General features: G+C 43.8%; 20 protein-coding genes. 2 read left to right on the top strand and 18 right to left on the bottom strand.

What is annotated here, in order from left to right:
• Positions 1-64: 64 nt before the first annotated feature.
• The 10 genes from ASG89_RS37870 to metH all read right to left on the bottom strand — a co-directional run bounded on the left by ASG89_RS37870 (position 65) and on the right by metH (position 15,714).
• Complete coding sequence (locus ASG89_RS37870) at positions 65-454, bottom strand: type II secretion system protein (protein ID WP_057313608.1); 390 nt, start codon at positions 452-454, stop codon at positions 65-67.
• A 37-nt stretch (positions 455-491) separates the two neighbouring features.
• The gene (locus tag ASG89_RS24330; RefSeq protein ID WP_057313607.1) at positions 492-1,703 is read right to left on the bottom strand and encodes a type II secretion system F family protein; all 1,212 of its coding nucleotides are present in this window, start codon (positions 1,701-1,703) and stop codon (positions 492-494) included.
• A gap of 29 nt (positions 1,704-1,732) precedes the next feature.
• Positions 1,733-2,767: a type IV pilus twitching motility protein PilT gene (locus ASG89_RS24325; RefSeq protein WP_057313845.1), complete on the bottom strand. Its 1,035-nt coding sequence runs from the start codon at positions 2,765-2,767 to the stop codon at positions 1,733-1,735.
• Positions 2,768-2,905: 138 nt separating this feature from the next.
• On the bottom strand, positions 2,906-4,570 hold the full coding sequence (locus ASG89_RS24320) for a GspE/PulE family protein (protein WP_057313606.1): 1,665 nt from the start codon (positions 4,568-4,570) through the stop codon (positions 2,906-2,908).
• 229 nt (positions 4,571-4,799) lie between these two features.
• Positions 4,800-5,795, bottom strand: coding sequence for a metal-dependent hydrolase (locus ASG89_RS24315; RefSeq protein WP_057313605.1), 996 nt, complete (start codon positions 5,793-5,795; stop codon positions 4,800-4,802).
• Between the two features lie 33 nt (positions 5,796-5,828).
• Positions 5,829-6,737 (bottom strand): lysophospholipid acyltransferase family protein, encoded by a 909-nt coding sequence (locus ASG89_RS24310; RefSeq protein ID WP_057313604.1) that lies wholly within the window; start codon positions 6,735-6,737, stop codon positions 5,829-5,831.
• Between the two features lie 17 nt (positions 6,738-6,754).
• Positions 6,755-7,528, bottom strand: coding sequence for a GNAT family N-acetyltransferase (locus ASG89_RS24305; RefSeq protein ID WP_057313603.1), 774 nt, complete (start codon positions 7,526-7,528; stop codon positions 6,755-6,757).
• 159 nt (positions 7,529-7,687) lie between these two features.
• A complete protein-coding gene (locus ASG89_RS24300; protein ID WP_057313602.1) occupies positions 7,688-10,942 on the bottom strand; it encodes a discoidin domain-containing protein in 3,255 nt (1,084 codons plus the stop codon).
• Between the two features lie 304 nt (positions 10,943-11,246).
• Positions 11,247-12,176, bottom strand: coding sequence for a ribonuclease Z (gene rnz, locus ASG89_RS24295; protein ID WP_057313844.1), 930 nt, complete (start codon positions 12,174-12,176; stop codon positions 11,247-11,249).
• Positions 12,177-12,276: 100 nt separating this feature from the next.
• Complete coding sequence (gene metH, locus ASG89_RS24290) at positions 12,277-15,714, bottom strand: methionine synthase (RefSeq protein ID WP_057313601.1); 3,438 nt, start codon at positions 15,712-15,714, stop codon at positions 12,277-12,279.
• A 214-nt stretch (positions 15,715-15,928) separates the two neighbouring features.
• On the opposite strand from metH, the gene ASG89_RS24285 reads away from it, so the two are divergent.
• Entirely contained in the window at positions 15,929-16,468 is a 540-nt protein-coding gene (locus ASG89_RS24285; protein WP_057313600.1) for a 1,2-dihydroxy-3-keto-5-methylthiopentene dioxygenase, read from the top strand.
• A 78-nt stretch (positions 16,469-16,546) separates the two neighbouring features.
• Here ASG89_RS24285 and ASG89_RS24280 read toward each other — a convergent pair whose 3' ends face one another.
• The 3 genes from ASG89_RS24280 to ASG89_RS24270 form a co-directional block, all read right to left on the bottom strand.
• Positions 16,547-17,341: an HAD family hydrolase gene (locus ASG89_RS24280; RefSeq protein ID WP_057313599.1), complete on the bottom strand. Its 795-nt coding sequence runs from the start codon at positions 17,339-17,341 to the stop codon at positions 16,547-16,549.
• Between the two features lie 41 nt (positions 17,342-17,382).
• Positions 17,383-17,568 carry a DUF896 domain-containing protein gene (locus tag ASG89_RS24275; RefSeq protein ID WP_056620911.1) on the bottom strand — a complete coding sequence of 62 codons (186 nt, stop codon included), beginning with the start codon at positions 17,566-17,568 and terminating at the stop codon, positions 17,383-17,385.
• 144 nt (positions 17,569-17,712) lie between these two features.
• Complete coding sequence (locus ASG89_RS24270) at positions 17,713-18,114, bottom strand: LysM peptidoglycan-binding domain-containing protein (RefSeq protein WP_057313598.1); 402 nt, start codon at positions 18,112-18,114, stop codon at positions 17,713-17,715.
• A gap of 144 nt (positions 18,115-18,258) precedes the next feature.
• Between ASG89_RS24270 and lexA the strand changes: the two genes are divergently transcribed.
• Positions 18,259-18,876: a transcriptional repressor LexA gene (lexA, locus tag ASG89_RS24265; protein WP_056620907.1), complete on the top strand. Its 618-nt coding sequence runs from the start codon at positions 18,259-18,261 to the stop codon at positions 18,874-18,876.
• 70 nt (positions 18,877-18,946) lie between these two features.
• On the opposite strand, the gene ASG89_RS24260 is transcribed toward lexA, so the two are convergent.
• The 5 genes from ASG89_RS24260 to hflX form a co-directional block, all read right to left on the bottom strand.
• Entirely contained in the window at positions 18,947-20,185 is a 1,239-nt protein-coding gene (locus tag ASG89_RS24260) for an aminopeptidase (RefSeq protein WP_057313597.1), read from the bottom strand.
• A gap of 195 nt (positions 20,186-20,380) precedes the next feature.
• Positions 20,381-21,721 (bottom strand): type I glutamate--ammonia ligase, encoded by a 1,341-nt coding sequence (gene glnA, locus ASG89_RS24255; RefSeq protein ID WP_057313596.1) that lies wholly within the window; start codon positions 21,719-21,721, stop codon positions 20,381-20,383.
• A gap of 45 nt (positions 21,722-21,766) precedes the next feature.
• On the bottom strand, positions 21,767-22,177 hold the full coding sequence (locus tag ASG89_RS24250; RefSeq protein WP_057313595.1) for a MerR family transcriptional regulator: 411 nt from the start codon (positions 22,175-22,177) through the stop codon (positions 21,767-21,769).
• A gap of 95 nt (positions 22,178-22,272) precedes the next feature.
• The gene (locus ASG89_RS24245) at positions 22,273-23,493 is read right to left on the bottom strand and encodes an aminotransferase class I/II-fold pyridoxal phosphate-dependent enzyme (protein WP_414813284.1); all 1,221 of its coding nucleotides are present in this window, start codon (positions 23,491-23,493) and stop codon (positions 22,273-22,275) included.
• A gap of 31 nt (positions 23,494-23,524) precedes the next feature.
• Positions 23,525-24,853 carry a GTPase HflX gene (hflX, locus tag ASG89_RS24240; protein ID WP_057313593.1) on the bottom strand — a complete coding sequence of 443 codons (1,329 nt, stop codon included), beginning with the start codon at positions 24,851-24,853 and terminating at the stop codon, positions 23,525-23,527.
• Between the last annotated feature and the right edge of the window lie 53 nt (positions 24,854-24,906).

Below are 24,906 nucleotides of genomic sequence, written 5' to 3'. Positions count from 1 at the left end.
AAGGATTCAATAAAGGTAACTCGTGAGAGTTACCTTTATCGGGGTAAAACCTAAGCATATAGTATTATTGTACAGCTCCTGCAGTCCAGCCTGTTGCTGCTGTATAAGCTACCGTAACAGACGCGTAAGCTGCACCTGCAGTAGCCCCTGATTGCCTCAAAGGAATATCTCTTAAATAGTGATTTGTTTCTAATGTTGCTACTGCTACTGTTGTTACTGCCGTTGACCCATCAGCATCAGTATCAGTTAAATATCGAACCGCAGTATCTTGCAACAATACCACTGTTTGAGCATCAGCATTTATTTTTGAGTTATTAATAATCCCCCCAATAGCTGGAACAGCTATCGCAGCAACAACCCCCAAAATAACAATAACAGCCAACAACTCGACAAGTGTTAACCCTTTTTGATTTTTAAGCAGTCTAAGCTTGGTATTCATCATTCTTTTAAACATAGTACCCTCTCCTTCGATTGATAAAATAATCATATATTTAATGAATACCGCCCATCAGTTTAAAGGTCGGAAGCATTACAGCTAATACGATGCCTCCAACGATTCCTGAGAGAAGTAGTATCATTAGCGGTTCTAATAGCGACTTCAAACGATCAGCCATCGTATCCACATCAGCCTCGTAGAAATCTGCTACTTTTTCCAGCATACTATCCAAAGAACCTGTCTTCTCACCAATCGCTAGCATTTGAACTACCATTGGCGGAAATAACCATGAATCCTTAAACGGATCAGCAATTGAATGTCCGCTCCTGAGGCCTTCCCTTGATTCCAAGATCAGCTTTCCAATTACGTCATTCCCAACGACATTCGAAACGATGGTCATGGCTTGAAGCATAGGAATTGCAGCTGCATATAAGGAACTGAAGGTTCGACTGAAGCGTGCGATGGATTGCTTATGCGCTAATTTGCCAAATACGGGAATCTTAAGCCGGAAATAATCCCAGTAATAGTTTCCCTTCTTTGTACGCTTCAATGCTTGAATGATTAGGCTCGGAGCAATCACGAAGATTGGTATAAAGAACCAGTAAGCTAGCAATAGATCGCTCAGTTTGATGACAATCATAGTTGGTAGTGGAAGTTCCAATCCCATTGCTTCGAAATTCTCAACATATTTAGGAATTACGAATGTCATCATAAGCGTGACAACCGCTATCGTAACGAAACCCATAATGATCGGATAGATCATGGCAGATTTCACTTTCTCCTTGGTGTAATACTCTTTCTCGTAGAACACAGCTAAGCGATCCAGCATATCATCTAGATTCCCGCTTGCCTCTCCAGCTCTGATCATATTGACGAATACAGTGGAAAATACGGTGGGAAACTGCGCGGAAGCTACAGAAAGCTGTGTACCTCGCTGCATGTCCTCGGCAACTTCCTTAAGTACTTTCTTAAACACCTTACTCTCTGTTTGCTCGCTTAAGATCCGTACCGACTCTACCATATTGACACCAGATTTATACAATGTAGAAAGTTGTCGACAAAACACAGTAAAGTGCTCCATCTTGACCTTCGGACCACCGAAAGTAAGCTCTCGATACAAGATACTCTTACCCTGGTCAAAGCAATCTAGTATCCAAAGATCTTTTCCCTTTAACTCATCGGTTGCTGCTTGAAACGAGGTAGCTTCGAGTACCCCCTTGTAATATTGACCATGATTGTCAACAGCTTGATACCGGAACTTCGGCACTCGAGCTCACCTCCTTACTTACAGCTCACTTATTGCAACTCTGCGAAACCAAAGAGTGCTTCTTTCGCGGTATCTACAGTGATTATTCGCTGCTGAAGGAGCTCTCTTAGCGCCATCTCCATCGTCTGCATACCTTGAGATTTGCCTGTTTGCATCACAGATCGAATCTGGTGTACCTTCTCCGAACGAATAAGATTAGCTACCGCTGGCGTGTTCACCAATACTTCGATTGCCGCAACTCGTCCACTGCCATCCGCCGTTGGTAAAAGTCTCTGTGCCATAACGCCCAGCATAACGGATGCGAGTTGCACGCGTACTTGTTGCTGCCCTTCCGAAGGAAAAACATCAATGATCCTATCAATGGTTTGAGGTGCATCAGCCGTATGTAAAGTTCCGAAAACCAAGTGCCCCGTTTCAGCTGCGGTAATTGCAATGCTAATCGTTTCCAGATCGCGCATTTCACCTACCAGAATAACGTCTGGATCTTGTCTCAGTGCTGCACGAAGTCCTGCAGAAAACGAATTTGTATCAACACCGATCTCTCTCTGATTGACAATACAAGATTTATGCTGATGCACAAACTCAATTGGATCTTCCAGCGTGATGATGTGATCATTTCTAGTACGATTGATATAATCTAATATCGCAGCTAGTGTTGTTGATTTTCCGCTTCCAGTAGGTCCAGTGACGAGCACGAGACCTTGTGGCTTTTTGGCAAAATCTTGTGCGATTGCTGGTAAACCTAGCACTTCCATTTCCGGTACTTGAGTAGGAATAAGTCGAATCGTCAGACCAACATGTCCTTTTTGCTTATAGATATTGACTCGATACCTAGAGACGTCAGCAATACCATAAGATAAGTCGGAATCCCCTTTTTCTAAAAAGAGTTCATATTGTTCGTTTGTCATCAATTCTTTCGCCATCTCTAAAGTATCTAAAGGGGTTAGAATTTGATCATTCACTGGCTTAAGTTCACCATGAATACGAAACATAGCCGGCGAATTAACGGTAATATGTATATCAGAAGCTTTACGGTCATGAGCAAGCTTCATCAACTCAATCATGGTCACACGAATCCCTCCATCTCATGGAAACATCTAGAATTAGTCATACTTACACAGTACTATGTAACTGTTAGTAAAGTATTAGGACAACTTTCGATATATTTCGACATTTTTCTCGAAAAAAAGTGAAAAAAAATATCATTCTGTACCCGTAACACGGAACACTTCCGCTAATGTCGTTAGACCAGCGATCACTTTGCTAATGCCATCATTAATCATTGGAATCAACCCGTGTTCAATTGCGTAATTCCGATAATCGTTATCTGAACGTTTTTGCAATATCATAGTTCGAAGTGTATCATCAATTGGCAAAATTTCATGAATCGCAAGTCGCCCCTTGTATCCGCTTCTCCCGCATTCGCCGCACCCACTGCCTCTACGCAGCATCTCTGCTGTATACCCATAACCTCCCAACAACACCTTCTCTTCTTGAGAAGGGACATAGGACGTTGAACAGCTTGTACAAATTTTACGAACGAGTCGTTGCGCAATAATGCAATTTACCGCGGATGAAACCAAGAAAGGTTCAACGCCCATATCAATTAAACGCGTAATCGAATTTGCTGCACTATTTGTATGCAGCGTACTCAAAACAAGATGTCCGGTCATCGCTGCGCGAATAGCGATCTCCGCTGTCTCAACATCCCTAATTTCCCCAACCATAACGATGTTAGGATCTTGACGCAGAATCGTACGGAGTCCTGTCGCGAATGTCAGTCCGGTTACCGAATTCACCTGTACTTGATTAATACCTTGAAGTTGATATTCTACCGGATCTTCAACGGTAATTATATTGACTTCCTCGTTATTCAATCTGGATAAGGCGGAGTACAACGTTGTCGTTTTACCGCTGCCAGTCGGTCCTGTAATAAGGACTACACCATGCGCATTGCTTATTGCTTTTTGAAATAACTGAAGGTTGTGCTCAGATAGCCCTAATTTCTCGATTTCGGTGAGCGTGCTCCCTAGATCGAGAATTCGCATAACAACTTTCTCGCCGTGAATCGTAGGAAGAGAAGAGATTCGGATATCTACTTTACGGAACTCAATATCCATCTCAACACGGCCATCTTGCGGTAACCGTCTCTCGGCGACGTTCATGTTTGCCATGATTTTGATCCTTGCAATAATGACACTCTGCATATGAGGAGGTAGTGTCCTCTCTGTACGCATGACCCCATCCACACGATAGCGTACACGCAAGCTATCTTCCTGTGGATCGATGTGAATGTCACTCGCGCCACTTTGGATCGCCTGAATAATGATTTGATTAACCGTCTTAACGACAGGAGAATCCTCATCTTCCACGATTGGCTTCGCTTCTTCCGATTCACGAATATTTAAGTTCTGCATGATCTGCTCAACAGATTCCTGCAACCCATAATAGCGTTTAATCGCCCGTTGGAGTTCATCTTTCGAAGCAATCGTAGGTTCAATGCGGAAACCAGTCGTCATACGAAGCTCATCGATGGCAAAATAATCCAGAGGGTCTGCCATTGCCAAAATTAGTTTATTGCCCTCAGTCCTAATCGGCAACACCTGATGTTGCTCAGCTAGCCGCTGTGGGATAATATTGATGATTTTCGTTTCGATTTTCTGACGGTAAAGCTGGATATGCGGAATGCCCAGTTGGAATTCAAGAACTTCGATTAGTTGTTGTTCTGTTATGTAATTACGGGTGATGAGCACATCACCCAGCCTCATATTCAGTTCTTTTTGCTCTCTGAGAGCATTTTTCAGTTGTTCTTCCGATATTAGTCCCGATTCAACCAAGAGATCACCGATTCGTTTACGAGGAGCCATAACTCCGTTCACCCCCATCGATTTCAAAAAACCTTTTTCTGACATCAAAAAAGGCCAGTTGCTTAATTCGCACCTGACACATTAGCGCCTATAAACGTGATGTCAGCCAATGATTAGGGGCGCAAATTGGATATTCTCTTTTATTTAAACATAACGTGAATTCTTTGGTCAATGTCAGTTTCATCCAAATGGACCAAACGTCACACCGTAAGTTCGTGATCAAACATGCTCACACAAATGGCGGATCCCACGCTTTTTTGTCCATCCCAATCCGATCACTCACGACTTTCATATCTCGATCCAGCTGTACATCGACGCCGAATCTCAACTTGCGTTTGTGCCAGAATCGCATATCGCGCCACTGTACTTCATAGCCACCATTCTTCTCTTTCCAACACACATAAATGTGCTGAGCAAATTGCAGAAATGCACGAACGCCATCTGTCCCCATAGATGCTTTCACGATTGGATGTGACTGCTGTTGGTTGTAATCCTTCTTACTATACTGCTCAAGGACGATCACTTGACCATGCCGCAGCTCACCTAAATAAAAGCTAGCATCACTTTCAAAGACAAACTGCCAATAAAACCAGCTTAAACTAGGTACAAGATGACATACACCTGTAGGAATCTTCACTTCACTATGCACTCTCTTTATTAACTTGTTACGTTGAGAGCTTTGGAACCACACATACATAAGTGATGCTGCGAAAATAAGAGCAAACATCTCCCCAATATGACTTCCAGCCACTCCTCCCCATATCGTAAACCACAAGATCACACCGCCTGTATGAAGCGTGAACAAGAAAGGATCATACAGACATAGCGTGTCTAAATGCACCCATCTTTTCGTAAAAGGCCGTAAGCATTGGACGCCATAAACATTCAAAGCGTCCAACCCCACATGGCATGCAACAGCAAGAAATGTCCATAAGCATAAATGAAAGAAATGCTCCCAAATGCCGAATGCAGCCGCGAGCGGTAAACTTATCAATAGTGGCCAGATGATAAGTGCTGGTATTGAATGCGTGACACCTCGATGTAAACGAACATAACTCGCATACCCCCGTAATCGGGCAAATGTGTCCAAATCCGGCGCATGGGATCCAATTAATGTTCCAGCGAGAATGGCATGACTTAATGCGGGCTGCTGCGTAACCACCATATCTAAACATGCTAATCCTGCGAGGCTCACCCCGAACAATAAGTGGCTTGCTGTATCCATTTATCGATTCCCCCGTCCTTATGTCGATTGTGGTTACTGAAGACTGTTTTCCCAACGTTCATGAACGTTAAACCAGTAAAACCAAGATGCGGGCTGCTCCCGAATAACCCGCTCAACGAAGCTATTCAATATCAGATTGGTTTCAACCCTAGAAGCTCGAACACCACTATGATTGTTGGCGTATACAGAAAGAGGCTCACCCACCACTAGCGTGTGCTTGAAGCCATGAGAGCGGAACCCATAGAAGGGGACAATAGGGATTTGCAGTTCAAGCGCCAACATAGCCGTACCTTCAGGTGTACGAGTCACCCTGCCAAATAATTTCGACAAAGGAAAGTTAGGCCGCCAGAAATCGCCAAGCAAGAAAACGACGCCACCAGATTGAATATGTCTTTTTAAGCAGCGATATAATTCCAATGCGGGAACACTGTCATAATCTAAACCTTTGCAACCTAACGCGGCAAACTTGTCATATAAAGGCTTGAGTTCAGGACTCCCCGCTGATGCGACAGTAAGACAATCGAACCTTCTCGAGAAATACCAATAATAGTTGAAAAAATTACCAACATGAGGTGTGTAAATAATAAACCCTTTCCCTCTGGCTAACTGCTGTGCGGTATGCAAATGCTCCTCACCTTGCAACTTGAATTCATATGTCGACAATCGATCTGATTGGAAGCAAATTTCGAACAATGAAAAGACAACATTTCGCACATAATCCCTTGTAATTGATCTGACTTTCCGTTCGGACATCGGTCCTAAAACATCTGCCAGATTAACTTTCACGTTCTTTAGAAACCCATTTCGTGAAATGAGATACCATATTGAAGCTACTCCCCAACATAGCAATGCCATCATCCACAATGGAACAAAGGGTATCATACGCGCCAGAAGGCTTCGTTCTCCTTCACTTGAGGTTAGCTTTGCAATCCACTCATACAAGGCAAGCCCACCTCATCTCACTCTGCATTTAGAAAATGACGTTTATACCGACGCGCCACATTATCCCTTTGTAGTATGATAAAAAAATCAACCGTCCCAAACAGCTCATCATACGCAGGATCCCCGCCAATTTCAGCTCCAAGCCATTGGTAGCCTTTCATCAAGGGTGGCAGTTTGCGAAACATCTCCTTCTCATTACAAGAGAGATCAATTTGAGCTAGGCCAGAAATCCGATGTGATTCTAGGGGTTCTATCCCAAATCGATCTGTCAGCACTTGTTTCTGCTTCAACATCGTATACATTTCATTTAAAGCTTCAATTGTTGAGAAGTGTACACTCGCACATCCGATTAAATGAGTGAATTTGCGCTCACTAATATAACTGGCAATCCCTTCCCACAACAGTTGAATGGCCCTTCCCCCACGATATGCTGGCGCAATGCAACTTCGCCCCAGTTCCAATGATTGATGTCGTAATTCTGCAAGCGCGCTTAAATTAAATTCGGTTTCGGAATAAAATCCAATCCCCGCGATTGCCCGATCACCAGGTAGAAGTCGATAAGTACCAATTACTTGATCGGTTTCAAGGTCTTTGACAATCAAGTGATCACAATAGGAATCATACACATCACATTCAAGCTTTTGTTCATTCATCAAACGTAAGTTTTTCTCTTCCTCCACAAATATTTGATACCGTAATTGCATGGCTTGCTCAATTTCTTGTTCATAACTAGCAAGCTTCACTATCAGCTTGGCAGGTTGTGGCGCCGTCAATAGAGGTACTCCATTCATTATTCCTCACGCCTCTCAACTAGAGTTTACAACTCCAGATTACCAAAGCTTTATTTTCTGCTTATTTGCTGGTTGTGAAGGTTTTGTAATGATTGGCCTTTTTCTGAAAAATATAAAAAACACAATCAGCCAAAGGCGAATTGTGTTTGTAAGACTCAATCAATTCATATATTGCAAATAGATTAATAACCGTTTCAACATGACTGCCGCTTGTGCTCTCGTCGCGAATGCGTTGGGGTTAAGCTGCGTCTCGGTGACACCTTGAATTAACCCCGTTTGAAGAGTAAATGCCATCGCTTGCCTCGCCCAGTTGTCGATTGCATGTTGATCTACAAATGGACTAAGAACTGTATCTTGCGTGTAGCTTTCTGGCTGGCTGCCTGTGATTTGAATCGTTCTATTGATCATTGCTGCCATCTGCTCACGTGTCACTTGTAGTAGTGGTCGGAATGTCCCGTCTTCGAAGCCCTCAATGAGGCCGGCTGCAGCCGCTGTGTTCACCATTTGGGCATACCAGTCTCTTTCCATAATATCCCGAAAACCAGAGGTTCCAGGCTTTGATTCATTTACTTCCATTCCAAGCGCACGAATAAGCAACGCAGCAAATTCAGCGCGAGATATTTCCTTCTCAGGTGAGAAGTTTTGTTCATCTACGCCAGAAATAATCCTTTTGGAAGCAAGTTTTTCTACATCTTCTCTTGCCCAGTGCGTCCCCATATCTTCAAAATGCTTATCCTTCTGAATGATGGTATATAACCCACCATATTGGTCTTTAATGACCATCTTCCATTGCTCATCGCTACTGAGTAATAGAGATGAAACGAAGGTTATCTCTCCTGATTCTACATTCAAGCGTACAGCAGTCACATTGGTTGTGTAAGAAGTGCCTGGAAGCGCGATTGATCTCTCCACGGTCATGTTATCATACTGACGAATCGCAACGCCGCCTGCTTGGATTTCAAACTCAATTGGATTCGTAATCAACAAAGCTGTTTGTTCGGCAGTTGCTTTTTCTTGTAACCTTTCTGCAAGTTGACTTGCTTCATGTCGAATAATCACAGAGAATAGTCCATTCGAACTTGTAGCTTCATTCACATGATTTTTGAAAAGAAGCAACGGAATTGTAAATTGAATGGCATTCATATCCAGTTGAACACTTCCATTTATCCCCATCTCTTGTAAATCATCAAATACGCTGGATGCGAATTCGACCACTGTCGTATCATGATCATCTTGAATTTGTAGGAGTAAAGATGATGCCGATCCCTCATTTAATGCGATGAAAGCATCTCTTAACTCTCCTTCATCCGCGTGATATCTTGAGCGCATCCTGCCGTCTGGTGCAGCTTCACGGACCCGCACACTAGAAATTAGGCGCGTCGAAGAACTCGTTGACTTCAACTCCATCGTTAATGAGTAGTTCACACTGGGACCCGTAGAAGACCAATTATTCGCTCCATCTCCCGCTTCCATTTTGAAATTCATGTCTATGCCCACTGTTAAGCCTGATATGTTCGTAGTTAGCTCACTTCCGCTAACCGTCGTTACCAGCTCAGAATCCTTATAGATCCGATAAGAAGTGACCCCAACATTGTCTGTTGCTGCCGACCAGGTTAAAGTTACAGAAGAACCCGTGCTTGGTGTTACCGTTACATTGGCGCCATAATTCCATGTAGGAGCTATTATGTCTTTGAATCCAACCGTGATATAAATTGTTGTCGAGATCCCGCTATAAGTTGCAGTAATAATTGCACTCCCTGCACTTACTGCTGTGATATAACCGTAACTACTTATGGTAGCGACAGATGAATTGGAACTTGTAAAACTCGTACTCGAGGTTACGTCAGTTTCATTATATTGCGAATCATAGGCAAGTATTGAAAGATACTGAGTACCACTTACTTCCAAGTAAATGGTACTTTCATCAGCTTCAATCCGACTAACGGTAGTTGTCACATTCACACTCGCTGATGCTGTGAAACTGCCATAGAATGCTGTAATCGTCGTTATGCCAGGCGAAAGGCCTGTCACCATGCCATTAGAATTTACACTAGCCGCGGCAGGATTTGAGCTAGTAAAAGTCAGACCCGTTGTCAATGTTTGTGTACTACTATCATTTTTATATCCAATTACATAGGGAGACCGTGTTGTCCCTGATTGGAGTGAATACGAATAAGAATCAAAGGCTATACGATTCAAATTTGCCAAAGTTGAAGTTACCGCAATGTTGGCTGAAGTTGATTGGCCATTATAGGTTACCGTCAAGGTTGTTGAGCCAGCAGCAACTCCCGTGATAACGCCATTCGCATTGACTGTTGCCACAGCTGTATTAGCAACCCTGTAGATGGCGCCAGATTGGATAGGAAAGGTAGTACCATTCGCATAAACCCCTGTTAAGTAACTGGCTATCGTTTCATTAGGTTGCAGGCTATAACCTTCGTCATCCAAATACATACGCGTTAGCGTTTGTGGATTGGAATTTGTATTTAATCCGCCATCCGGCCCATAGATTTGGAACTCTGCAACGCTCGCATACCCTCCCGAAGCAACACCTGTTGTTGTTAATCGAAAGTATCGTGCCGTGACATTCCCTTCATCCACATAACGCGGATTTCCTACCTGCATGTTCCCTGTTCGATCGGTAAAGGTATACCAGGTAATACCATCTATAGAGAAATCAATTTTGTAACCATATATGTCCTGGATATTTGAATATGTCGTCTCAAAGCGCTGCACATTGCGTAGTTGCCCCAGATCCACAACCATCCATTGAGGTAATGATGTACTACTGGGAGCCCAACTAGATAACAATTGTCCATCCACAGCCTTATCAGAGCCCCAAGAACCAGAAAAACTAGATAAAGCAGCCGTCGTCTTATTTTGTGACAGAAGCGCCAGTGAATCATTCGTTGCATACACGCGAAAGTCAAACACACTGGCTTGATCTCCTGGCGAGCCAACGCCTACTACTTGTAATCTGACGAATCTGGCAAGAACATCACCTGTGTCAGAATAATAAGGGAAATTTATGGCTGTATTCGCAGAACGATCCACAAAAATGCTCCAGTTGATACCATCGATCGAGGATTCAATCTTATATGAATACGAACTATGTACATGTTCAAACACAGTTTCAACACGTGAAACATGTACATTTTGAGAAAGATCCACTGTTAGCCACTGTGGGAGTTGTGAATTACTTGCTACCCATTTGGTATATATGAATCCGTCCACTGCGTGACTTGCCAGATATGTTGCTCCTGTTACCGATGATGCAACAGCAGATTTACCTTGAGAAACGGGTATTTCAGAGGCATAGGTATCTCTTGATTGACATACTATCCCAATAATGACACAAATAGAAATGAGTAAAGCAAAATGGTATACAGTCAATCTGTAAACCGGATACGTCATGTCCACCCCCATTTATTAAGCGTTTACAACTATTTTATCAAAAGACCCATATTTGCGTATAGGGCTTTTGATCTAATCTTCCGATTATTCTGAATCTTTGTATGATTTTCTAATTTCCTTAATCAGAATGAAAAAGATCGAGGATATAAAGATAGAAAGCAGCACTTCACCGAGTGTAATTTCCATGCCTCCACCTCGATTTCCGTTGGTTTTGTTTAGTGTATGAGGTGAACATAGGAAATTGTCATTAGGAAATAAAAATAAGCTTCTCCCATTCGTAATGAACAGGAGAAGCTTATTTATTTTACACTTTGCGAGGTATCTCAAAGCTCCAAAAATCCCTTGCCAAGTGACTATTCAAGTGAACATGCTGTGCTTGATGAAGCAGTTCATTTACGCTTTCGCCCTGATACCGCGAGCTAAGATGCGTCATGATCAGTACATTCGCACCAGCCTCCTGTGCGGTTCGTGCCGCATCAGTTGAGGTTGCATGATCGAAGGCGTAGGCTAGCTCCTGCTTATCCATGGCAAAAGTAGCTTCATGAACGAGAACATCAGCATCTCTTGCCAACTTAATAGCTCCCTCACAATACCGCGTATCTCCTAAAATGACAACTACTCGACCAGGAACTGGAGAACCTAAGAAATCTTGCCCATTAATGGTCCGGCCATCTTCTAGCTGCACTGTATGCCCTAACTTCAACTGGCCATAGATCGGACCTGCTGGTATTCCGAGCTCCTTAAGCTTTTCATGTAGAAGCTTGCCAGGTTGATCCTTCTCCACAATGCGGAAACCGTAACATTCAATCCGATGCTCTAAGCGCGCCGTTTCCACTAGAAAGCTTTCGTCTTCGAAAATAATCCCTTCTTCATCAAGCTCTACAAGATGAAGTATATAGCTCAGATGGGCCCCGCTGACTTCTAGTGCGGTTTCTACGAATTGCTTGAGCCCCCGCGGACCATATAAGGTCAATGGTGTATCTCCACCCAAATAAGAACGACTCGTCAATAACCCCGGGAGCCCATATAAGTGATCACCATGTAAATGTGTGATGAAAATTTTCTCCGTACGTCCCAGCTTCACGGGAGAGTTCAAAATCTGCTGCTGTGTACCCTCTCCGCAATCAACAATCCAGTATGTCCCCCGTTCGTCTAATAAATTCAAGGCAATTGAGGTTACATTTCGTTGCTTAGAGGGCATGCCTGCCCCCGTTCCTAGAAAATACAAGTCCACAAGCCAACCCCATTCTTTTCTCAATATCTCATTGTCAAAACGGAAAGCGAGGATGCCGCGGAACATAATCGTTCCTACTCGCTGCCTCGCTCTCGCAATCTTATCCTACGTTAAAATAACGTGCTTCTTTATGTGCAAATACAATCGCAGATACAGAAGCTTCTGGCTCCATCATGAACGACTCCGTCAGCTCAACGCCGATATCTTCAGGCTTCAGCAGATTAAACAGCTTCGCTTGATCCTCGAGATTAGGGCATGCTGGATAACCGAAAGAGAAACGTTGTCCAATATATTTAGCACCAAATCTTTCTTGCATCGTCATATCGACACGATCTGCAATTCCAACAACATCGCGCATAATGTGATGAACACGCTCCGCGAAGCCTTCTGCAACTTCAAGCGCTGTCGCTTGCAACGCATGGGATTTTAAATAATCTCCTTTGTCACGCCATTCTTTGGCCAATTCATTAATATCATGTCCAGCTGTCACGAGGAGGAATCCAACATAGTCCATTTCGCCGCTTTCGGTGGATTTCAAATAATCAGCTAAGCATAGGTACGGTTCCTTGTCTTGACGAGGGAATGTAAATGTCTCAAGCACCTTGCTCGTATCTTGCGGGTCATAAATGATGACATCATTTCCGTTCGATTGTGCTGGGAAGAAACGATACATGCCGTGAGCCTTAATGATACCGTTATGCTGCGCAGCATGGAGGATAGAATCCACGGTGTCCTTCAGCTGAAGCGCTTTGGAATCCTTATCGCTCAGTAGCTGCTCTACTTTGCCCTTCAAGCCAAGGTGATGTCCTAACAGCATCTGCATGTTCACATAAGGCATCAAATGACTAATTGGGTAGTCCCGTAAAATATGACGATCTGTATCTTGCGGCACCTGAACAGGTAGATCCTTGGATACAGCAGAAGAACTCACACGCGTAAGCTGTGGCATCTTCTCTTCTTTTTTTCCTGTGTCCATGACATCGGATTCTAGGCTTTCACGAAGCTCTTGAATCAAACGTTGTCGTTGCTCAGGATCACTCAGTTTGTTCGCAATATCCAGACCATCCATTGCATCCTTCGCATAGAGAACAACACCCTCATATTCAGGTTGAATACGTGTCTTGGTGAATTTCCGAGTAAGCGCAGCACCACCGACGAGAATCGGAACATCCACACCAGCGGTCCGTAAATCCTGAGCAGTGATAACCATCTGTTGCGCGGATTTAACTAGCAAGCCGGACAGCCCGATTGCATCTGCTTGCTCCTTGCGATAAGCTTCAATGATTTGCTCCGGCGGTACTTTAATCCCTAAATTGATAATCTTGTATCCATTATTGGATAGAATGATTTCAACGAGATTTTTCCCAATATCGTGGACATCCCCTTTGACCGTTGCCAAAATAATTTTACCCTTCACCGCACTCTCGGATTTCTCCATGAACGGCTCCAGGAAATTAACGGATGCTTTCATTACCTCAGCACTTTGAAGCACCTCAGCCACGATAAGTTCGTTACCATTGAACAGACGACCAACTTCCTCCATTCCCTTCATAAGGGGCCCATTGATGACCTCTAATGGTGAATAAGTTTGAAGAGCAATCTCTAGATCCGGTATTAAGCCTTCCTTCGTACCTTCAACAACATAAGATCCCAGTCTTTCTTCCAGAGATAAATTCGAAATCTTCTCCTTCTTCTCGACCTTCTTCTCACGGAAATGGGCAACGAACTGCGCCAAGGTATCATCATTCGTATTATAAATGAGTTCCTCTGCCAGCTGCCTTTCCGTATCAGGAATCGACGCATACCGTTCTAGTTTCTCCGTATTTACAATGGCATAATCAAGTCCAGCTTTCGTACAATGGTACAAATAAACTGAATTCAGAACCTCACGACCCGCATCCGGCAAACCGAATGAGATGTTACTTAGTCCTAGAATCGTTTTGGCAAGTGGATACTTCTCTTTGATTAGCTTGATTCCTTCAATTGTTTCTACGGCAGAACCAATGTATTGCGGATCACCTGACCCAACAGGGAACATATTCGGGTCAAAAATGATATCCTCTGGATTCATACCGTATTTGCCAGTAAGCAGCTCATACGAACGTGTTGCCACTTCGATTTTGGCTTGACGGGAAACAGCCTGCCCACGCTCATCAATTAAGATACAAACGACGGATGCCCCGTAGCGATGGATCAGAGGTAAAATACCTTCAAATTTGCTCTCTCCATCTTCTAAATTAATCGAGTTAATAATGGCTTTACCTTGCGAATATTTGAGTCCAAGCTCAATAATGTGATCATAAGTCGAGTCAATCATTAATGGGACCTTGACTTTTTTGACAACTTCTTGCATGAATTCTTCTACCGCATAAGCTTCATCAATATCCGTATCCTGTAGATTAATGTCGATAACATGTGCGCCATTTTTCACCTGATTACGAGCAATTTCAGAGCCTTCTTCCCATTTGCCTTCTTTAATTAGGCGTTTAAACTTCCTGGATCCGGAGATATTCGTCCGTTCTCCAACCATGATTGGTCGATTTTCCGGCTCGATATAAACAGTCTCAATACCTGAAATCGCAGGTGGATGAGAACCGTATTCAGCTCTTGGTTTGTAGTTCGCAAGCGTTTCGGCCATTGCGCGAATGTGATCAGGCGTCGTCCCGCAGCAACCACCGGCAATATTGAGCCAACCTTGCTCAGCAAAGCCAGCCATCTTTTTGGCCAATGATTCTGGAGACTCATGATAATGCCCATTCTCATCCGGCAACCCTGCATTCGGATAACAACTGATGGCCGTATCTGCAATACCAGAAAGTGTACGAATATGATCCCGCATAAATTCAGGTCCTGTCGCACAGTTCAAGCCCATCGAAATTGGCTTCAAATGCTCAAGTGAAATATAGAAAGATTCAATATTTTGACCAGCTAGTGTTGTCCCCATCGGTTCAATCGTACCCGAGATCATAATTGGGAGTTCTACACCTAACGTTTCAAAAGCTCTTCGAATCCCGATACTCCCCGCTTTCACGTTCAGTGTATCTTGGGATGTCTCCAGTAACATGGCATCAACGCCTGTTTCAACAAGCGCAAGTGCTTGCTGGTAGTAACTTTCTTCCAGTTGTTCAAACGTCACGCCACCTGTCACGGACAAGGTCTTGGTTGTCGGCCCCATAGCACCTACAACGTAACGCGGCCATTCCGGTGTCGAATATTTCTCAGCGGCAGCAATCGCCAATTTCGCAGCGGCGATGTTCAACTCCCGATGACGGTCTTGTAAATCATATTCTGCAAGTACGACGCTCGTCGTTCCGAACGTATTCGTTTCTATCATATCAGCGCCAGCGGCGAAATAAGCTTCATGAATTTTTTGAATGACATCTGGGCGTGTTACACATAGAATTTCATTACACCCATCGAGGTCATCACTACCGAAATCATCAGCAGTCAAGTCTTCTTGCTGAATCATCGTACCCATGGCACCATCTAGGATCATAATCTTCTTCTTAAGCTGTTCTTGAATCGGTGGTTTCTTCATGGCAAGACTCCCTTTCAACTTATCCTAAAGCAGAATATAAAAAACGACAAAATATGTTAAGATTTAGTGTAACAGAATACGGCTTCTATGAAAAGATTTTGAATAATGATTAATTCCTATAGGTTTTATCGGAAAAATTTATATCCATCCATCGACAGTTAGCTGGATATCCTCTATAATATGGTTATATTTATTTATGAAAGAGGGATGTCAAGTGGCACAAATTAGAATTCGAAATACCAATGAACGCATCGAAGGCGAAGCTGAAGTTAAAGCCTTCTTAGATAGTCAAGAAGTCGTATACGAGCATTGGGATGCGAACAAGCTTCCTGAAGCACTTCGCGAGAAATTCATCCTTAGCGATGAAGAGAAAGCACAAATCATCTCCACGTATGAAGCTGAAATTAAAGATCTAGCTGCTAGACGCGGTTATGAAATTTGGGACGTAATTTCTCTATCTGATGTTACTCCGAATATTGAAGAGCTTCTGAAGAAATTCGAACAAGTGCACACGCACACCGAAGATGAAATCCGCGCTATCGTGTCTGGAAAAGGGATTTTCATTATCAAATCCGAAGAACTTGGCTATTTCGATGTTGAACTCGAGCCAGGGGATGTGATTTCTGTTCCAGAGAACACGAACCATTTCTTCACTTTGATGGATAACCGTGAAATCGTCGCTGTTCGCCTCTTTATCGAAAAAGATGGCTGGGTTGCTTACAACATTGATGATCCTGACTTCATCAAAGCATAAAATGCAACATAATAAAGCCCAATAGCACTTCAGACCATTGTGTCTTAAGTAGCTGTTGGGCTTTATTTCTACACGAAATTAACCGTTATCGATGATCGGTAAAATATCCTGAAGACGCGCCACTTCATAAGCAGGTACGATCTCATCACCACTTTGAAGCCCATGATGATTAATCCAAATATTGCGCATTCCAATGCTTCCTGACCCTAGAATATCTGTCGTCAGTTTGTCCCCGATCATAATGCCTTCCTCCGCATTAATCTCAAGAAGACCCAAAGCATAATGGAAGATGGCTGCTGCTGGCTTCCCTTGCCCAAACTCACCTGAAATCACGATATGATCAAAGTATGAAGCAATCTCAGGAACCCCTGCTAATTTCTCTTTTTGTAAATCAGGTGAACCATTTGTTAAAAGAAGAAGCTTGTAATTCCCTTTCAACGCATCTAATACACGGAAGGTTTCTTCATATACATAGGGACGACTACGGCGTTCGGCTGCAAATAGTTCACCTAGCTTGTACCCTAACTCACGATCTTCAATTCCAAGTCCTGCAAGCCCTCTAGTCCATGATTCTGTGCGATAGCCAGGTGCTAGCTTCTCTAATTTGCGGAAGTTTTCGTCCTCACCTTGTGTGAAATTAGCCCATAGTCCTTCAAACGGGTTAATCCCAATCATTTTGGTAAATGGGAACGTCTCGAAGGATTCATATAAACTTCTTGCTTCTTTACGAACAGATGCTTCTAATTCCTCTGGATTCAATCCATTGACGTGCTTCGCTGCTTCTGCACATGTTGCAGCAAAAGCTTCCTCCACACTACGATCATCCCATAACAAAGTATCATCCAAATCAAATAACACAGCTTTCAATGTCATCATTCATTTCCCCTTTGAATGTAGTATCTATTGTAGTAGTCTTATTTCTCTTCGTCAGTAAACTTAATGGAATCTAGCTGGACCTTCAGGTTACCCCTGAATGCATTAATATAGATTTTCCTTAGCTCATTTCGCTCATCGATCTCCGCATCCGTTAAGCCAACTGTCTTCGCCTTTCGAGCTAATTCATTGATTCGCTCAATCGTCTTATCCATGCTGTCACTCATTGTAATCCTCCCAGTCAAAATTTCAATATGAGTACTACTTTGCCATCACTGATTAGGATTGTCAAGGAAACGACGCAAAGAGACATAGCAACAGACGGCTATGTCTCGAACTAACGTCTATATCGTGAACTATTAATTAGCTCATTAAGGTAGTAATAGAACTTGCCCTTCTTGCAAGGAACTGTTCGATAAGTGATTAAAAGCTTTCAATCTCTCGATATAAGAACGTGAGTTCTCACCTTTCTTTTTGTGAGCTTCTGCGATCCCCCAAAGCGTATCACCACTTTGAATAACAATCTTCTCGTGTTGGGTAGCTTTCGCTGATGGTTGTGCGGAATTGATCGGTGTAGTTACGGTAACAGTACCCTCACCTGCATAGGCTTGTACGATCGCACCGAACGAAAACACAGTCCCAAGAATTACTGCTATCACTAAGAAACGAAGTAGTAGTTTCGCATAACCCCGTTTAATTGTCATCCCTTTGGATGCATGAGCAGTACCTTGAAGTGTTGTTCTTCCATTCGATTGTGAATAAGCCATATACATAAAATCATCCCCCAAACATTTGTTCTGTTATTAGAATAACACGAACACATGTTTGAGTCAACCATTTCTCGAACTTATGTTTGTACGAACTCGGGTTCTATGTTATACTTTGGGTAATGATTCCCAGTATTGGAGTGATATCTTATGAGTAAAATTTCGCAGCGTCAACAAGCAATCATGGAATTCATTAAGAACGAAGTGAAAGATAAGGGTTACCCACCATCCGTTAGAGAAATCGGCGAAGCTGTTGGACTAGCCTCCAGTTCTACCGTACATGGCCATTTGGAACGTCTTGAGAAAAAAGGCATGATTCGTCGAGATCCTACCAAACCGCGTGCAATTGAAATTCTAGGGCTTGATGGTGCCGAATCTCAATTCGCTGTCTCCGTTGCTCGTGTTCCCCTTGTTGGTAAAGTAACGGCTGGTGTTCCTATTACAGCCACTGAGAATATCGAAGATTACTTCCCACTTCCTTCGAGTATGGTTGGTGACAACAACGTGTTCATGCTGAGCATTATGGGAGACAGTATGATTGAAGCTGGCATTCATAATGGCGACTATGTAATCGTTAAACAACAACAAACAGCGAATAACGGAGATATCGTTGTCGCGATGACGGAAGATGATGAAGCTACTGTTAAGCGTTTCTATAAGGAGAAGGATCATATTCGCCTTCAACCAGAGAACTCCGCTTTACAACCCATTCTATTGAAGAATGTAACGATTCTTGGACGTGTCATTGGCTTGTTCCGGGATATGTAAGTTCGGCAGATAACAATAAAAGCAAGGCTCTCAAAGTAAATTCACAATTGAGAGCCTTGCTTTTACTCATTTAAAACGTCAATACCCAGTTCCCCGCACGAAAGATCGGTTCAATTGACCCATCAGCTAGTTCTCCATCGATTTCAAGCTCCGCAGAACCAATCATGAAGTCCACATGAATCAAGGAGCTATTCCCTCCCCGAGCCTTCAATTCTGCATTCGATAACTTGGTACCCTCCTTCAAATTAATTGGATAGCAGCTTCCTAACGCTAAATGACAGGAAGCATTCTCATCAATTCCCGTATTGTAGAAAATACGATTTAAATTAGAAATCGGAGAGTCAAACGGTACGAGTGCAACCTCACCTAAATAACGCGCCCCTTCATCCATATCCAGTAAACGTGCCAAATGGTCATAACCAACCTCCGCCTGGAAGTCAACAACCTTGCCCGCTTCGAACGTAAAGGTAAACCGATCCACTAAGGCACCATTTATATTCAAAGGCATTGTACTCGCTACCTTACCACTAACACCTGTTCGGTTGGGTATGGTGAATACTTCTTCCGTCGGCATATTTGCTACATAGCGGATACCGCGAGCGTTCTCATTATCTCCACCTAGCCAAATATGTCCTTCCGGCAGCTCCACACGTAAATCCGTACCAGTTGCTCGATAACGCAGAGCTTTATAGCTTCTTGCGTTCAATAAGCTATGCGTGGCCTTCAACGCATCCAAATGAGACTGCCAAGCTTCTACAGGGTTCTCTTCATAAACACGATTGATTTGGAAAATCGCATCCCACATCGCAGGAATTCGCTGCTCCTCTGGCAGATCCGCATACACAATTGAAGCCCAAGCTTCTGTAGGAGCTTTAATTAAACACCAGCTGAACTCACCTGTTCGTACATAATGCTGATATTTGGCTCTTGCTGTTGAAGCGGCTTTCGATGCCCGAGAAATTAAGCTGGCATCAACACCATCGTATAGATTCGGATTCGGTACTTTAATGTTTAATAAGGCTCCTCCGTTTTCAACAAAACGTTCGAGCATCGTCGTGTACCACTCCGGATAGTAATCCATTGAATCTTCGGATGCGTAATCAAATTTATTTCGAGTAACCACATCATCCTGCCAATGCACATGGACAAAATTAGCACCAGCCTCATACGCTTTCTGAACGATTAATCTCGTTAAATCCAATGTTTCAATGGGAGCTTCCACCAACAGATCTTGACCTCTATACAAGTTAACCCCGATTCGAATCACTAGCTCTGCATACTTCTCTAAATTTCGATTGAAATTATCCATAGTTCAATTAGTCTCCTTCGCGTTAAAAAGCCCATCAGTTCATTCTATGCGAGACTGACGGGCGTTAAGTATCTAGTTGTCCTTCTTTTCTTATCATACAATACCCAATTAGAGGTTGGCAACGAAGTAATCTAAGCCTCATTTAACAAACAAAGAAAACCCTCAACGCTTAGAGCGTCGAGGGTTTCGACCATTTTAGTATAGGGATAGATATTGATCTCTTTCCCATTGGTGAACTTGCGTTCTATACATGTCCCACTCAATTTCTTTCAACTCATAGAAATGCGCTAGAGCATGCTCACCAAGTGTGTCGCAAACGACATCATCACGAAGCAACTCGTCTAATGCTTGTTTCAAGTTTAGAGGCAAGCTAGGAATGCCTTCCGCTTCACGCTCTTCTTCCGTCATCACATAAATGTTGCGATCTGTTGGCGGAGGAAGCTGCATTTTGTTCTTAATGCCATCCAAACCAGCTGCCAGCATGACAGCAAGTGCGAGGTAAGGATTTGCAGCTGGATCCGGGTTACGAACTTCAACACGTGTACTTAGACCGCGGGAAGCTGGAATCCGAATCATCGGGCTACGGTTACTAGCAGACCAAGCCACATAGCAAGGGGCTTCGTAACCAGGAACTAGACGTTTGTATGAGTTAACAGTTGGATTCGTAATTGCAGCAAAAGAACGCGCATGACGAAGTACACCAGCCATATATTGTCTTGCAACCGTACTCAAGCCTAATTTGTCGCTCTCATCGTAGAAGGCATTCGTCTCACCCTTGAACAGGGATTGGTGACAGTGCATACCAGAACCATTCATTCCGAACAAAGGTTTCGGCATAAATGTTGCGTGCAAACCATGCTGTCTAGCTACTGTTTTAACAACGAGTTTAAAGGTTTGAATTTGGTCAGCTGCTTTAATCGCATCCGCATATTTAAAGTCGATTTCGTGCTGACCTGGCGCTACTTCATGGTGGGAAGCTTCAATTTCGAAGCCCATTTCTTCCAGTGTTAACACGATATCACGACGACAGTTTTCCCCAAGATCCATTGGTGCCAAATCGAAATAACCACCTTGGTCATTCAATTCCGTTGTTGGGTTGCCTTTGTCATCTGTTTTGAACAAGAAGAATTCTGGCTCAGGTCCAACGTTCATAGCTGTGTAACCCATTTCTTCTGCTTGTTTCAACGCATTTTTCAAAATGGCACGTGGATCTCCAGGGAATGGCGTACCGTCTGGCATATAGATATCGCAGATCAATCGAGCGACTTTGCTTTCAGTAACCCATGGGAAAATAACCCATGTATCTAAATCGGGATATAAATACATATCCGATTCTTCAATACGCACATACCCTTCGATGGAAGATCCATCGAACATCATTTTATTATCAAGCGCTTTCTCAAGTTGGCTTAAAGGAATTTCAACGTTCTTAATACTTCCCATCAAGTCTGTGAATTGCAAACGGATAAAGCGAACGTTTTCAGCTTTGGCAATGCGAAGAATATCATCTTTGGAATAGTTATTGTTGTAGCTCACGTGTGCATTCTCCTCTCAAATGTTAAGCGATTAAAACAACCGATTTTACTTGTAAAATCGGGACAACTGTCCTTGAATCAAGGAAACCTGATCCGGGCGTTTGCCTCCGCCAATCAATTGTTGCTTCAGCATTTTGTGCAATTGGGAGTCGGTTAATTCTTTCCGTTTCACTTCGGTGTGCTCGTTTAGAATCGTTGCATCATCGGAGTCCTTATCCACAGGGATAAGAACTTGCTTGATACCCGCAATGTTCACACCTTTTTCAATCAAATCTTTAATCTCAAGAAGACGTTCTACGTCATTAAACGAATAGAGCCTTTGATTACCAGCGGTTCGAGCTGGGATGATTAATTCATGTTGCTCATAGTAACGAATTTGTCGTGCTGTTAAATCTGTCAGCTTCATGACGATCCCTATGGGGAATAACGCCATATTCCTACGTATTTCATCACTCATGCTAATCACTCCTGGTCAGTAAGTACCTCATTCTCATTGTACCTTTCTAACAAAAACGTGTCAAGGAGTGTCAGGTTTGTTCACAGTTTAAATTTTCATAACAATCCCTTGTCTTCCATATGTTGGATCGCAGTTAGTACACCTAACTTGCAATGTGAGTAGGTCAAGCCGCCTTGCATATAAGCGATATAGGGCTCACGAATTGGTGCATCGGCAGACAGCTCTAAGCTGCCGCCTTGAATGAACGTCCCTGCTGCCATGATAACAGGATGCTCATAGCCAGGCATATCCCAAGGCTCAGGTACGACATGCGAATCGACAGCAGACGCCTTCTGAATGCCTTGCACGAACGTAATCAAATGCTCCGCCGAGGTGAAGCGGATTGCTTGAATTAAGTCCGTTCGCTGTGCATCCCAGCGCGGAGAGCTGACGAAACCGAGGTCTTCGAATATCGCTGCCGCGAAGACCGAGCCCTTGACTGCTTGCCCCACCAAATGCGGGGCAAGGAATAGCCCTTGAAACATCGCTCGCGTCGCACCGAGCATGGCTCCGACCTCGCCCCCAATGCCGGGGGCGGTCAATCTGTAAGCGGCGAGCTCCACGAGGTCGCGTCGCCCGGCGATATAGCCGCCCGAAGGGGCGATGCCGCCGCCGGGATTCTTGATCAGCGAGCCGGCCATCAGATCGACGCCAACCTGCGTCGGCTCCTGCGGCTCTGTGAATTCACCATAGCAATTGTCCACGAAGACAATGAGCTCTGGGTTGATCTCTTTCACGAATCGGACCATTTCACCGATTTGCTGGGTCGTGAACGACGGCCGCCACGAATAGCCGCGCGAACGCTGGATGCCGATCACCTTCGTGTTCGGCTGTATGGCTGATGTAATCGCCGCCCAATCTGGCGACCCATCTTCAAGCAGCTCGACCTCGCTGTAGCCGATGCCGAAGTCTTGCAGAGAGCCTGTGCCGTCGCCAGGCTTACCAATGACCTTGTGCAACGTATCATAGGGCTTACCTGTGATGTAAAGTAGATGTTCACCAGGACGCAGCACCCCAAACAAAGCCGTACCGATGGTGTGAGTCCCCGATACAAAGTGTGGGCGAACTAGCGCTGCTTCTGCTCCCATCGCATCTGCATAAACAAGGTCAAGCACTTCTCGTCCTCGATCATTGTAGCCATACCCCGTTGAAGAAGCAAAATGATAATCACTTACTTTATGTTCCTGAAAGGCGCGAATCACCTTCCATTGATTGAGGTCGATGGTTTTCTCGATCTGGCGAAAAGCGCTCTCTACCCGCTGCTCCGCCCTTTCCATTCTGTCCATTACTTTTTCCCCGAAATGCATCTTAGTTGCTCTCTCCCTCGTTCTCTTCCAACTCTGACTTCACAGCTGATTGATCATAATCAACCAACAAATATGCTTGTTTCACATAATCATCCTTATTCACTCTCACCTTGAATACCATGTCTTCCCCATCCACATCCGTCTCCAGTACCTCACCAATGCGATACATGAGGGCGATAATATCCCCTTTATTGGCTGGAATACGGAACTCTTTGCTATCCCCCATTAGCTTATTCTCAATGGTATTGCGAAGTCGTTCTAGATCTTCAGGCCTATACGCACTAACCTTCATGAACTCGCCTTGGTCAGACAGCAATTCTAATTCCTCTTGCGAGATAAGATCAATTTTATTGAAGACCGTTATCTGTTCCTTCTGATGAGCGCCTAGCTGCTCTAATACTTCACCAACAACTCGCATTTGCTCAATGCGCATATCAGCACCGCTATCAACTACATGCAAAATCAAATCTGCTTCATTGGCCTCTTCTAAGGTAGCGCGGAATGAGGCGACTAGATCATGGGGTAGATTTTGAATAAAGCCTACTGTATCTGTAAGAACGATTTCCTTGCCACTTGGCAATACCATTGTCCGTGATGTCGGATCTAGTGTTGCGAACAGTTGATTCTCAATATAGACGTCTGCTTGTGTTAATTGTTTCAATAACGTAGACTTTCCAGCATTGGTATACCCCACTAGTGCAACTTGGAATACACCACTTTTCTTACGACGTTCCCGATGCAGCGTGCGGTGACGAACCACTTCCTCCAGCTGCGCTTTCAACTCGTCAATTCGCCCGCGGATATGCCGACGATCCGTTTCAAGCTTCGATTCCCCTGGTCCTCTGGTTCCGATACCGCCACCTAAACGCGACAAGTTTTTGCCTTGTCCCGACAGTCTAGGCAGGAGATAGCTTAGTTGCGCTAATTCAACCTGAATAATCCCTTCACGTGTTTTGGCACGTTGAGCAAAAATATCCAGAATGAGCTGCGTACGATCAATAATTTTCACATCGAGCGCTGCTTCCAAATTACGAACCTGTGCCCCCGACAGCTCCTGATCGAAAATGGCTGTATTCCCACCAAGCTCTTCTAACATCAGCTTTAATTCTTCGACTTTCCCTTTACCAATAAACCATTTGGTATCTTTAGCTTCTTTGTTCTGGGTCATCGTTTCTAACACCTGTACGCCAGCAGTTTCTGCTAGCTGCACAAGTTCTTGTAACGATTGTTCAGCCAACAGCTCATTTTTCTTCTGCTTCTGTGTAACCAAACTGACGAGCACCGCTCTGTCATCGATTTCTTTTTCTACCATATGTGAAGTTGTTTTCATAGTCGTCTCCTTTACTTCCCGAAAATGCTTAAAATGACTGAAATACGGCCAAA

The sequence above is a fragment of the Paenibacillus sp. Soil766 genome (assembly GCF_001428105.1).
Classification (GTDB): Bacteria; Bacillota; Bacilli; order Paenibacillales; family NBRC-103111; genus Paenibacillus_E.
Note: the sequence above shows the minus strand (reverse complement) of the source record. Positions and strands in the feature narration are given on the sequence as shown.